The sequence below is a fragment of the Pseudomonas sp. GM50 genome, assembly GCF_000282375.1.
Taxonomy (GTDB): domain Bacteria; phylum Pseudomonadota; class Gammaproteobacteria; order Pseudomonadales; family Pseudomonadaceae; genus Aquipseudomonas.
Genome location: NZ_AKJK01000105.1, coordinates 40,025 through 53,880 on the forward strand (window position 1 = coordinate 40,025; position 13,856 = coordinate 53,880).

Below are 13,856 nucleotides of genomic sequence, written 5' to 3' on the forward strand. Positions count from 1 at the left end.
GGACCATCAGGTGAAAATCCGTGGCCTGCGCATCGAATTGGGCGAGATTGAAGCGCGCCTGGCCGAACACGACGAAGTCCGTGAAACGGTGGTCATCGCCCAGGACGGCACGCTGTTGGTGGCGTATGTGGTGCCGGCCCGCGACGCACTGCTGCAGGCCGACGATGACGTTCGCAACGCCGTGCAGCGCAGCCTCAAGGAACACTTGAGCCAGACATTGCCGGACTACATGGTCCCGCAGCATTGGCTGTGGCTGGAAAAAATGCCGGTCAGCCCCAACGGCAAACTGGAGCGCAAGGCGTTGCCAAAGGCCGACACGACGGCCAGCAGCAAGGCGTACACCGCCCCGACCACTGCCATTGAAAAGGCGTTGGTGGACATCTGGCAAAGCGTGCTGGGTCGGCCGCAGGTGGGTATCAGCGACAACTTCTTCGAGCTGGGCGGCGATTCGATCATCTCGATTCAGGTGGTCAGCCGTGCGCGTCAGGCGGGGATTCATTTCAGCCCCAAAGACCTGTTCCTGCACCAGAACGTGCAAAGCCTAGCGGCGGTGGCGACCCTCGGCGACAGCGGCTTGAGCATCGATCAGGGCCCGGTCACCGGCGACACGCCATTGCTGCCATTTCAGCAGTTGTTCTTTGAACGCGAGATGGCCGAGCCGCACCACTGGAACCAGTCGGTGCTGCTCAAATCCGCCAAACCGTTGCATGCCCAACACCTGGAGCGTGCGTTGCAGGCACTGATCACGCATCACGATGCGTTGCGCCTGGCCTTCACCCGTCAGGGCGACAACTGGACCGCGCAGCATCGTTCCCTGGCCGAGCAACAGGCGCTCTGGCAACAGTCGCCGTTGCTGTGGACCGCCGAGGTCGCCGATGCGCTGGCGCTCGAACAGTTGGGCGAGCAGGCCCAGCGCAGCCTCGAACTGGCGAGCGGCAATCTGCTGCGCGCGGTGCTGGCGAACATGGCCGATGGCAGTCAGCGTCTGTTGCTGGTGATCCATCACCTGGTGGTCGACGGCGTGTCCTGGCGCATTCTGCTCGAAGACCTGCAGCAGGCTTACGAGCAGTTGCAGGCCGGCGAAGCGCTCAAATTGCAGGCCAAGACCAGCGCCACCCAGGCCTGGGCGCGACGCTTGCAACAACATGCCGACAGCGCGGTGATGCAGGCTCAGCTGACGTTCTGGCAAGGGCAATTGCAGGGTTCACGCAATGATTTGCCCTGCGATCGACCGCAGGGTGAGTTGCACAATCACCATGCCTTGCATGTGCAAACCCGTCTGGACAAAGAGCAGACCCGCCAGCTGTTGCAAGAGGCGCCGGCGGCCTATCGCACACAGGTCAACGACCTGCTGCTGACGGCGCTGGCGCGGGTGATCGCGGACTGGACGGGCGACGCATCGACCCTGATCCAGCTCGAGGGTCATGGTCGCGAGGCGTTGTTCGACGAACTTGACCTGAGCCGCAGCGTAGGCTGGTTCACCAGTCTGTTCCCGGTCAGGCTGACACCGGCAGCGACTGCGCAGGACTCGATCAAGACGATCAAAGAGCAACTGCGGGCGATCCCCGATAAGGGCCTGGGCTTTGGCGCGCTGCGCTATCTGGGCAATGACAGCACCCGCCAGGCGCTGCAAGCGTTGCCCGTGCCACGCATTACCTTCAACTACCTGGGCCAGTTCGATGCCGGGTTCGGCGACGAGGCGGGCGCACTGTTCACCCCGGCCAGCGAATCGGCGGGCGCGCAGCAAAGTCCGCTGGCGCCTCTGGACAATTGGCTGACCCTCAATGGTCGGGTGTATGGCGGTGAATTGAGTATCGGCTGGACATTCAGCGGGCAGATGTTCGATCAATCGACCATCGCGCGGTTGGCGGATGCTTATGCGCGGGAATTGGGGATATTGATCGAGCACTGCTGTCAGGCTCGGCACCAGGGGCTGACACCGTCGGATTTCCCGCTGGCGAGGCTGACGCAAATCCAGCTCGATTCGTTGCCCGTGACGCCACGTCAGGTCGAAGATATTTACCCGTTGTCACCGATGCAGCAAGGCATGTTGTTCCACACCCTTTACGAGCAGCAGGCCGGCGATTACATCAATCAGCTGTGCGTGGACGTCGAAGGTTTGCAGGTCGAGCGTTTCCGCGATGCCTGGCAAGCGGCGCTGGATGCGCACGATGTGTTGCGCAGCAGTTTTGTCTGGGACGGCGAATTGCAGCGGCCACAGCAAGTGATCCACAAGCGCTTGCCAGTGCCGTTCACCTTCCATGACTGGCGTGGGCAGAACGACCTGCCCCAGGCGCTCGAGGCACTGGCTCATGCACAGCGGCAACAGGGCTTCGACCTGCATGAGGCGCCTCTGCTGCGCCTGGTGGTGGTACAAGTTGCCGCCGAACGCTTTCAGCTGATTTACACCAGCCACCACATTCTGATGGATGGCTGGAGCAACTCGCAGCTGCTGGGCGAAGTGCTGCAACGCTACAGCGGCCAGGCACCGGCGATCGTGGCGGGTCGTTATCGGGATTACATCCAGTGGTTGGGGCAACAGGACGCGCAGGTCGCCGAGCACTTCTGGAAGGGCCAACTGGCGAACGTCGAAGCGCCGACCCGTCTGGCCGACGCGCTTGTTTACCGTGGCAACCAGGCTGGCATCGATACGCAGGGTGAGCATGTCCTGACCCTGGACACCGCTGTCACCGGTGACCTCAACACCTTTGCCCGGGGACAGAAGGTCACCGTCAATACGCTGGTTCAGGCCGCCTGGTTGCTGTTGTTGCAGCGCTACATCGGGCAGGACACCGTCAGTTTCGGCGCCACGGTTTCTGGTCGTCCAGCGCAGCTGAGTGGGGTCGAACAGCAGATCGGGTTGTTCATCAACACCTTGCCGGTCATCGCCAGCCCCCGTGCCGAACAACCGTTGGCGCAGTGGTTGCAGCAGGTGCAGGCACAGAATCTGTTGCTGCGTGAGCAGGAACATACGCCGCTGTTCGACATTCAGCGCTGGGCCGGGCAGGGCGGTGAAGCCCTGTTCGACAACATCCTGGTGTTCGAGAACTACCCGATTTCCCAGGCGCTGGAGAAAGGCGCGCCGCAAGACCTGCGCTTCGGCGAGGTGGCCAGGCATGAGCAAACCAACTACCCGTTGACGCTGGCGGTGAGCCTGGACAGCCGATTGACGGTGCATTTCAGCTATCAGCACAGCCGTTTTGCCGCAGCCACCGTGGCGACACTGGCGGCGCAGTTGCAGCACCTGTTGATCCATATGAGCGCCAGCGCCGAGCGTTGTCTCGGCGAGTTGGAGTTGCTGGACCAAGCCGAACAGCAATTGGTACTGCGCGACTGGAACCGCAGCGAAGTCAGTGGCGTCGAGGATCTGTGCATTCACCAGATGATCGATCGTCAGGTCATTGTGCAGCCGCAAGCGTTGGCCGTGACCTTCGCCAACCGGCAGCTGACGTATGCCGACATCGATGCGCGGGCCAATCGTCTGGCGCACAAGCTGATCGAATGTGGTGTCGGCCCGGAAGTCCGTGTTGGCGTGGCGATGCAGCGTTCCGACAATTTGCTGGTGGCGTTGCTCGCGGTGCTCAAGGCCGGTGGCGCCTATGTGCCGCTGGACCCGGATTATCCGGCCGATCGTGTGGCCTACATGCTGGAGGACAGCCGTGCCCTGGTGCTGCTGACCGAACAGACGGTGGCGACGACGCTGGCCACAGGCGCCGACACCCGGGTGCTGCTGCTCGATCAGCTCGAAGCGCCACTGGCGGCTTATCCGCACCACGCGCCGGTGACCGCGGTGACGCCGGACAACCTGGCCTACGTGATCTACACCTCCGGTTCCACCGGCAAGCCCAAAGGCGTGGCGATTACCCATCGCAATGTGCTGGCGCTGATGGACTGGTCGCGGTCGGTGTACAGCCGCGACGACATTCAAGGGGTATTGGCCTCGACGTCGGTGTGCTTCGACCTGTCGGTGTGGGAGCTGTTTGTCACCCTGGCCAACGGCGGTTCGCTGATCATCGCTCGCAATGCTCTGGAACTGCCGCACTTGCCGGCGCGGGAGCAGGTGCGCCTGATCAACACCGTACCGTCGGCCATTGCCGCATTGCAGGATGCCGGGCACATACCGTCAGGCGTGCGCATCATCAACCTGGCCGGTGAGCCACTGAAGCAGAGTCTGGTGGAGACGTTGTACCAACAGGCGAGCATCGAACATGTCTACGACCTGTATGGCCCGTCGGAAGACACCACCTATTCCACCTGGAGTCGCCGCGAAGCCGGCGGCACGGCGAACATCGGTCGGCCGCTCAACGGCACTGCCAGCTATTTGCTCGGTGCTGATCTGCAACCGGCGCCGCTGGGCGCATCGGCCGAGTTGTACCTGGCCGGAGCCGGCATCACCCGCGGTTACCTGGGGCGCCCGGCGATGACCGCCGAGAAGTTCGTGCCGAACCCGTTTGCCAGCAACGGCGAACGTTTGTACCGCACCGGTGACCTGACCCGTTATCAGGCCGACGGCACGTTGCAATACGTCGGGCGTATCGACCATCAAGTGAAAGTGCGTGGCTTCCGTATAGAGCTGGGCGAAATTGAAGCCCGTCTGCTGCAGGCACCGAGCGTGCGACAGGCACTGGTCGTGGCGCATCCAGGCGCGTTGGGCCAGCAATTGGTTGCCTACGTAGTGTTCGATGACCCGGCGCTGGTGCGTGGCGATGCCTCGACTCAGGCCGTACTGCGCGAAGAAATCAAGACACATCTTAAGCAAAACCTGCCGGATTACATGGTGCCGGCGCATGTGCTGTTCCTCGAAAGCCTGCCACTGACGCCCAATGGCAAAATCGATCGCAAGGCGTTGCCGAGCATTGATGCCAGTGCATCGGCCCGGGACTTTGTCGCACCGGTCGGCGAGCTTGAAGAGCAGATTGCGGCGGTCTGGCAGAACGTGCTGGAACTCGAGCGGGTCGGTCGCGAGGATCACTTCTTCGAGTTGGGCGGGCATTCCCTGCTGGCGACTCAGGCGGTGTCGCGCTTGCGCAAACTCACGGGCGGCACGTTGAACTTGCGTGACCTGTTCAACCATCCACGGCTCAAGGATCTGGCGACCTGGATGCGTCAGCAGCAGGACACGCCAGCGACAGGCGCAGGCGCTCGCTCCGTGGTGCTCAAGGCCCATGGCGCCAGGCACAGCGCACCGTTGTCGTTGGTGCAGCGCCGCCTGTGGATCGCCGAGCAACTGTCCGGCGGCTCCTCTGCCTATGGCATGCCGATGGCCCTGCGCCTGCGCGGCGAGCTGTCGGTCGAGCGCCTGTTGAGCAGCTTTGCCGAAGTGGTGCGCCGCCACGAAGTGTTGCGCACCGCTTATATGCAAGACGACGAGGGCGACCCGATTGCGCTGATCGCCGAACATGTCGAACTGGACTTCCCGGTGATCGACCTGTCCGCACTGTCGCGCAGCGCTCAGGAAGAGCAGGTGGCGCAAGCGGTGCTGGACAACGCACGCACACCGATCGACCTGGAACAGGCGCCGCTGTTGCGTGGGCGAATCCTGCACCTGGGGCCGACCGAGCATGTGATGCTGTACGCCATGCATCACATCATTTCCGATGGTTGGTCGATGGGGATTTTGATCAATGAATTGGTGCAAATTTACGACAGCTACGACCGTGCCGAAGACGGCAACCTGACGCCACTGCCGGCATTGGAGGTGCAATATTCCGACTTCGCGCTGTGGCAGCAGGCGCTTGAGCAGCAAGGGGTCCTGGGGCAACAGGCGGCGTACTGGAAAGACCGGCTCAGTGGTTACAGCGGGCAGCTGCTGCTGCCATTGGATAACCCGCGCGGCCTGACGCCGTCCTATGAGGGTGACGCGGTGCAGTTCCGGCTTACCACCGGTTTGAGCCGCGCACTGCGCAAGCTGTCCATGGACGCAGGCGTCACGTTGTACAGCACGCTGCTGGCATCGTTCCAGGTGTTGCTGCACCAGGTCAGTGGAGGCGCCGATGTGCTGGTCGGCGCAGACGTCGCTGGGCGCGAACAGCCAGAGCTTGAGCGGCTGATCGGCTTCTTCGTCAACGTGCTGCCGCTGCGTTCGCGGTTCGAAGCGGGTGCCGCGTTCTCGAACTTCCTCGCGCAGACCCAGGAAACCCTGCTCAGTGCCCTGGAGCATCAGGACCTGCCGTTCGACATGATCGTCGACGCCTCGGGCGTGCCGCGACACAAGGGCATGAACCCGTTGGTGCAGGTGTTGTTCGTGATGAACAACCTGCCGGGACGCGTCCAGGCCATGGGCGGTTTGAGCGTGGAAGCGCTGCCGGCGCTCGAGACCCATTCTAAATTCGACATGGCATTGTTCGTTGACGATGAAGAAGGGCAATTGCTGGGTACTTGGCAATTCGCCACAACCTTGTTCGGACACGAGCGCATTCAGTACCTGGTCAAGGCCTGGATAGCCCTGTTGGAACAGATCGTCGCTGATCAGGACATTCAATTGGGAGCTCTCAGTATGCCTGTCGACAACCGCGCGGTGGCTGCCATGCCCGCCGCCGCCCCGGGACCCAAGGCCGACAAACTCGGCAAATTCCTCAAGCGTTCCCAGGCCCCGGTCGCCAAAGTCCGGCCGTCGCCGCTGCGTGAATCCCTGCTGGTTGCACCGCAGAGGTTTCCGTTGCTGCTGGAGCCGAACGAGCCGCACCTGGACGTGATCCAGTGGATCAACCACAACCGGCCATTGATCGAACAGAAACTGGCCGAGCACGCCGGCATTCTGTTCCGCGGCTTCGAACTGGACGGCATTCAGGGCTTTGAAGCCTTTGCCGAAGCGATCCAGCCGGGGCTCTACGGCCAGTATGGCGACCTGCCGAAGAAGGAGGGCGGCAAGAACACCTACCGTTCCACGCCGTACCCGGAACGCAAGATGATCCTGTTCCACAACGAGAGTTCTCATCAGGATCGCTGGCCGCGCAAGCAGATGTTCTATTGCGAGCAGGCGGCGCCCGTGGGCGGTGCGACACCGGTGGTCGATTGCCGGTTGATGTACGAAAAACTGCCGGCGGACCTGCGTGAAAAATTCGAAAACAAGGGATTGCTCTACGTACGCACGTTCACCGACAAGCTCGACGTGTCCTGGCAGCACTTCTTCAAGACCGAAGATCGCGCCGAGGTCGAGGCCCGTTGCCGTGCCGGTGGTATCGAATGGCGCTGGCTCGATAATGATGAGTTGCAAACCCGTACTCCGGGGCCGGCGATCATCCGTCACCCGATTACCGGCGAGAAGTCGTTCTTCAATCAGGTGCAGCTGCACCACATCTATTGGCTGGAGCCGGATGTGCGTGAAGACCTGCTGTCGATGTTCGGCCTGGAGCGGATGCCGCGTCATGTCTATTACGGCGATGGCTCGCCGATCGAAGACGAGGTGATGCAGCGCATCGGTGAGTTGTACGAGGAATGCGCGGTGCGTTTCGACTGGCAAAAAGGCGATGCGATCCTGCTGGACAACATGCTTGTGGCCCACGCCCGTGACCCGTTCGAAGGCCCGCGCAAGATCGTCGTCGCCATGGGTGACATGTTCGACCGCAGTGCCCTTGAAAGCGCACAGACCGCCCAAGGCACCATGAACACCGAGGAAACCGGAGCATGAACGAGGTATCGATGGACGCGCAGGACCTGGGTTACGCCTTGACTCCCGAGCAGCAAGGGCTGCTTGAGCAGCTGCCCAAGGCCCCGGCCTGCAGTGATGCGCTGCACTTGTTGGAAGTAAAAATTACCGGTGCGCTTGACCCGCAGCGTCTGCAAGCGGCGCTGGATGCGTTGTTGGCGCAGCAACCGATGCTGGTGCCGCGCCTGGCCAAGGCGCCGGGCTTCCATGGTCTGCGCCAGTTCGCCGGCGGCGTCGGGCGCTTCCCGTTGACGGTGCAGACACGCCTGGAAACGGCGGCCGAAATCCAGGCTCAAGTCGCCGAATGGGCGGCACGCTCGTTTGTCGTCGGTGAGTCGGAGAACGCTCAGGCGATGCTCTATCGCCAGGCGGACAATCACTGGACCCTGGTGCTGGGTGTTGCCCGGCACTGCGTCGATGAAAGCGGCTTGCGGCTGATTTATCAGCAACTGCTGCTGGCGTATGAGCAGGGTCTGGCCGAGGCCGATGACGAGACCGGGGAATTCACCCAGTACCTGGAATGGCGCAGCGAAGTGGTGCTCGACGAGGATGCAACCAGTGCCCGGACTTACTGGCAGCAGCACCTGCACGGCGCGGATGTCGACCTGTCCACCCCATGGCTGGGCTACCGGGCCGCAACCGCCAAGACATCGTCCGCGACAGCGCTGTTGACCATCGCACTTGAGCCCACGCTGCACAACGCGCTGCAGCAGTTGGCTGGCTCGCTGGCGCAACCGCTGAGCGTCGTGATGCAAGCCGCCTGGTGGCTGCTGTTGGGGCGTCTGGGCGGGAGCGAACAGATACTGGTCGGGGTGCGGCACGACAGTCGTGACGACTACGAGTATTTCTGCGACGCCGTGGGCGTTTTCGAGAAAACCCTGCCGCTGCATTTGTCGATGGCGGCAAGTACTTCGTTCAGCGCCTGGGTCGGTGAACTGGCGGCGCGCCTGGATGAGCACCGTACCTGGCAGGAATACTGGTCACCGGAACTCGCACCCGCGGCGGCCAGACCGGCCTATGGTTTCGCGGTCTGGCGTGCACCGCAGCCCCAGACTTCTAGCACACTGCAGTGGACACCCGTCCAGCGTCCCGTTGCTCGGGAAACTCAATTTGAACTGATGCTACAACTCGAACCGGGCGAATCGGGCCGCCTGCATCTTCATTACGCCACGCAGCGTTATTCGCTGATGGCTGTCGAAGGGCTGATGACGCAGTTCAGCGTATTGCTGGCGAGTATCGTGGCCAGTCCTCAGGCCGAGCCGGGGCAGCTGGCCTTGCTGGGGGCCGCCGAGCAACAGCGTTTGCTGGCAATCAACCTGCCACCCCGGCCGCTGGTGGATGGCCGCTACCTGCCACAGCGCATTGCCGATTGGGCTCATGCCACACCGGACACCGTCGCGCTGACCGACGCGCAGCAACAGATGAGCTACGGGCGTTTGCAGGCCAATGTCGAGGTGTTGGCCAAGGCTTTGAAAGCCCAGGGCCTGGCCCGTGGTTCGATCGTCGCGTTGGCGTTGCCGCGCTCGGCCGATCTGGTGGTGGCGATGCTGGCGGCTTGGCGTGTCGGCGCGGCGTATCTGCCGCTGGACCCGCAATGGCCGATGGCGCGTCAGGTGTTGATGCTGGAGCAGGCCGGGGCCGATTTGTTGCTGGTGGATGTCGCGCAAGTTGATCAGTGGCACGGTCATCCGTTGAGCGTCTGCACGCTGAATCAATTGCACCAGTCGGCGGACCTGTCGGCACCGGCCATCGAGTTCGATACACAGGGCAGCGATGCGGCCTATGTGCTGTTCACTTCAGGCTCCACGGGTGTACCCAAAGGCGTAGTGATCGAACATCAACAGTTGCTCAATTACACCGCTCATGCCAGTCAGGCCCTGGGGCTGGATCAGTGCAAACACGTTGGCTTCACCTCTACCGTGGCGGCGGACCTGGGTAACACCGCATTGTTTGGCGCCTTGTGCAACGGCGCTACGTTGCATGTGGCCAGTGACGAGCAGATGCAGGACGGCCGGTTGTTTGCCGACTACTTGAAACAGCAGGCTATCGATTGCCTGAAGATCGTTCCCTCGCACCTTGCCGCGCTGCTCGACAGCGACAGCCCGCAACTGCCATCCACGCTGATTCTCGGCGGCGAACCGATCGCCCCGGCGCTGCTCGAGCGTATCGCTCGGTTACGCAGCGATTGCCGGGTGTTCAACCACTACGGCCCGACGGAAGCGACGGTGGGTGTGCTGGTCCATCCACTGGTGCTGGACGGTGGAACTCAAGAGACTGGCGCCCTCAGTCAGGTGCTGGGTAACAATCAGGTGTATGTCCTTGACGACCATCTGCAACTGGCTCCGGTCGGGATGTTGGGCGAACTGTACCTGGGCGGCGCGCAATTATGCCGTGGTTACATCAATGCCGAGGCCGATGCGCAGGTGTTCATTCAGAGCCCGTCCAATCCTCAGGAGCGTCTGTATCGCACCGGAGATCTGGCGCGCTATCGTCCAGATCTGGCGATTCAGTTGCACGGTCGGCGCGACCAGCAAATCAAGGTGCGTGGGTTCCGTATCGAGCTGGCGGAGATCGAGGCCCAATTGCTGAGCCTGCCTCAGGTCGCTGAAGCACTGGTGTTGCCAGGGGCGACGGCTGAGCAGGGGATGCAGGCCTTCGTCGTGCCTCAGCAGCCACCGTCGCCGGCCTTGCTTGAGACTGTTCGCAGTGAACTGGCCCAGCGTCTGCCCGCGGTGATGCTGCCGCAGCACATGCAGTTCATCGAGCGTTTTCCACGCCTGGCCAATGGCAAGATCGACCGCAAGGCGTTACAGCAACTCGGCGCAAGCCTGGCTGACGATGACGGTCAGGCGCCACGGGATGCCCTCGAGCAATTGCTCGCGGCACGCATGGCGCAGCTGCTGGGTGTTGAGCGTTTGGGCATCGATCGGGATTTCTTCGCCGCCGGTGGCCATTCGTTGTTGGTGATCAAACTGGTGGCCGGTATTCGCAAGTTGTTGCAGTGCGAAATCCATCCCGGTGTGGTGTTTGATCATCCGACCGTGGCCGGTCTGGCATTGGCATTGAGATCGCGGGAAAGCAGCCCCGGTCAACTGGAGAAACTGGCCCGGACGCGGCTGCGGCTGGACAGCATGAGCCCGGAAGAAAAAGCCTTGTTGACGGAAAAAGCCCGGCAACTGCAAAACGCCAAGGCTGCACAGAACAGCTGAGAGCCCCGCAAATAAAAGGCCGACGCCCAACGCGTCGGCTTTTTTTTAAATGTGTCGTTAATGATAAATAAACTCATTCCGGTTTCTGCGCGGTGCTACGTCTTACTAAGGTATGCAGACAATTCGGGTCGGGCAGGGTAGCCCCAGGGTTCGGGTTTGTAGGGCAGAACACGATTTTTCCGTTGTCCAGAGAGATGACCTGTGCCCGGGGAGGGGCCGGGTCGACCGCCAGCTGACGTGCTGCCCAGAGGTGGCCGACAGAGCGGTTTACGTGTTTGGGCAGCGTGGGCACTTGGTGGCCCATCGGTCTTATCCACTTCTAACGAATAATAGAGAGCACGATGTCAGCAATTCATGAGTTGAAACCTCTGTTCAAGGCTTTGATCGTTTCCCGTACGCTTCGCTCGCGTCATTCGCTGGCCGGTCTGGGCATGGCCTGTCTGATGCCGTTCAGCGCGCAGGTCTGCGCCGAAGAGATCGCCGTCAACATTGCCGCGCAGCCCTTGCCCCAGGCGTTGCAAGCGTTTGGCGAGCAAGCCAACCGGCAGGTGATCTACAACGCCGCCGACATGGCCGGCCTGCGCAGCAACCGCGTCAGCGGCAAACTGAGCGCCGAAGCGGCCATTGCCGAACTGCTCAAGGGCACCGGCGTGCGCTACAGCTTTGAAGGCAACACGTTGATGCTGGTACGCGGCAGTTCGACCCAAGGTCTGGAACTGGGTGCTACCACCATCAGCGGCCAGCAGTTGCAGTTGGGCGCCACCACTGAAGGTTCCAATTCCTACACATCCAATGCCGTGACCATCGGTAAGGGCACCCACACCCTCAAGGAAATTCCGCAGTCGATCACCGTGATGACGCGTAAGCAGATGGATGACCAGAACCTGGTCGATCTCAAGGACGCCGTCAACCAGACCACCGGCGTGGTCGGCCTGCAGGGCGTCGGCGAAGGCATGATTCTATCGTCGCGTGGTTTCCAGATCGACGACTGGCAGTACGACGGTGTGCCGATCCCGCGTAACACCTATTCGCTGGGCAACTGGGCGACCCAGGACCTGATCTTCTATGACCGCCTGGAAATCCTGCGCGGCGCCTCCGGCCTGCTGCAAGGCACCGGCAGCCCCGGTGGTGCCATCAACCTGGTGCGCAAGCGTGGCCAGAGCACACCGACCGTGACCCTGACCGGCAAGGCCGGCTCCTGGGATCACTACGGTCTGCAAGTGGACGCCGGCGGCCCGCTGAACCAGGCCGGCAACATCCGCGGCCGCATCGTCGTCGACGAAGACCAGAGCAACTCGTTCATCGACCACGCGTGGAGCAAGACCCACTCGCTGTACGGCGCCCTGGATATCGACCTGCGTGAAGACACCACCCTGGGCTTCGCGGTCAGCCAATCCAACGGCGAATCGCGCGGCAACATCCGTGGTCTGCCACTCTACGCCGACGGGTCGATGCCGGACGTTTCGCGTTCGACCTACACCGGCGCGCGCTGGAACCGCTCCGAAATCGACGTCACCACCCTCTACGCCGATCTCGAGCACCGCTTCAACGATGATTGGGCCCTCAAGGTCGGCACCGTGTACATGACCGAAGACAATCAGTCGAAAAACCAGCGAACCCAAAGTCCTGGCGGTCTCTTGCCGGATGGCAGTCGCGTGCAATATGCCGACTTCGTGACCGATTTCCAGTCCACGAAGGCCGGTCTGGACGTGAACCTGACCGGCAAGTTCGAAGCCTTGTCGATGCAGCAGGAAGTCATGCTGGGCGGCAACTTCTCTCAGCTGGAGACGGATGATCGCTTCGCCCGTACCTTCAACAGCAGCAGCGACACCATCTTCGACATCGACAATAACCGTCCGGACATCAGCTACGACAGTCTGCTTGCCGCAGGCGGCCAGGGCACCCTCAGCAAATACGATATCCGCCAGAAAGGCCTGTACGGCACCTGGCGCGTCAAGCCGGTTGACGATCTGACGCTGGTACTGGGTTCCCGGGTTAGCTGGTACGACTTCAGCTACAAGTCGAAAACCGAAAGACAATCCGGTATCACGCCCAACGCTCCAAGCACCGGAACTGAAACCGGAGAGGTCACGCCCTACGCCGGTATCGTCTATGACCTGAGCCGCCAATGGGCGGTGTACGCCAGCTACACTGACGTGTTCCAGCCGCAAACCAACCGCGATACCAGCGGTAAGGTGCTCAAACCCATCATCGGCACCAACTACGAAATCGGCCTCAAGGGTGAGCTGATGGACGGTCGGGTCAATACCTCCCTGGCCATCTTCCGTTACGACCAGGAAAACCGTGCCGTCAACGACATCGCCGGTGGTTTGGAGTGTGCTGGCTCGTACTGCTCGATAGCCTCGGGGAAAGTTCGTAGCCAGGGTGTCGACGCGGAAATCAGTGGTGAAGTGACGGACAACCTGCAGCTGTTCGCGGGCTATACCTACAACACCACAAAATACCTGGAAGACCTGACCAACGAAGGCAGCGTCTTTAGTACCTGGACGCCGAAACACATGCTGCGCGTGTGGGGCAACTACCAGTTCACCGGCGACTGGAACCGTGTCAGCACCGGTCTGGGCTTCACCACCCAAAGCCACACGCTGGTTTACGATCTTAACAAAGATGTACCGGGTTACACCGTGTGGAATGCCCGCATCGGCTACCAGCTGACGCCGGAGATCGGTTTGGCGGTCAACGCCAACAACCTGTTCGACAAGACGTACATTTCGCCCGCTTACAACCAGCTCAATGGCAACAATAACTTTGGCGACCCGCGCAACCTGATGTTCAGCGTGACGTACAAACCGCAGTTCTGATTGCAAGCGACAAACCCTGAGCCCGGCCCGCATTTTGCGGGCCGGGCTTTTTATTTGCCTGCGATTTGGTGTGCGGACACACAACCCCCTGTGGGAGCGGGCTTGCTCGCGAAGACGGCAGCACAGTCAACATTAATGTCGCCTGACATACCGCTTTCGCGAGCAAGTCGGATCGCC

At 61.7% G+C, this 13,856-nt stretch carries 3 protein-coding genes (1 of these 3 cut by a window edge); all 3 read left to right on the forward strand.

Translation table 11 applies throughout. From position 1 onward, the window contains the following. Positions 1-7,630: the 3' portion of a non-ribosomal peptide synthase/polyketide synthase gene (locus tag PMI30_RS05065; protein ID WP_008013519.1), read on the forward strand. 5,903 nt of this gene lie to the left of the window's left edge; the window shows 7,630 of its 13,533 coding nt (coding positions 5,904-13,533); the start codon falls outside the window, past its left edge; the stop codon is at positions 7,628-7,630. Further along, positions 7,627-10,857: a non-ribosomal peptide synthetase gene (locus PMI30_RS05060; RefSeq protein WP_008013521.1), complete on the forward strand. Its 3,231-nt coding sequence runs from the start codon at positions 7,627-7,629 to the stop codon at positions 10,855-10,857. The genes PMI30_RS05065 and PMI30_RS05060 overlap by 4 nt, the downstream gene beginning before the upstream one ends. 341 nt (positions 10,858-11,198) lie before the next feature. After that, positions 11,199-13,679 (forward strand): TonB-dependent siderophore receptor, encoded by a 2,481-nt coding sequence (locus PMI30_RS05055; RefSeq protein WP_008013526.1) that lies wholly within the window; start codon positions 11,199-11,201, stop codon positions 13,677-13,679. Positions 13,680-13,856 lie beyond the last annotated feature (177 nt).

Bases quoted from the DNA above. Each gene is read 5' to 3' on its own strand.
- PMI30_RS05060 (WP_008013521.1), top strand. From the start codon at position 7,627: ATGAACGAGGTATCGATGGACGCGCAGGACCTGGGTTACGCCTTGACT.
- PMI30_RS05055 (WP_008013526.1), top strand. From the start codon at position 11,199: ATGTCAGCAATTCATGAGTTGAAACCTCTGTTCAAGGCTTTGATCGTT.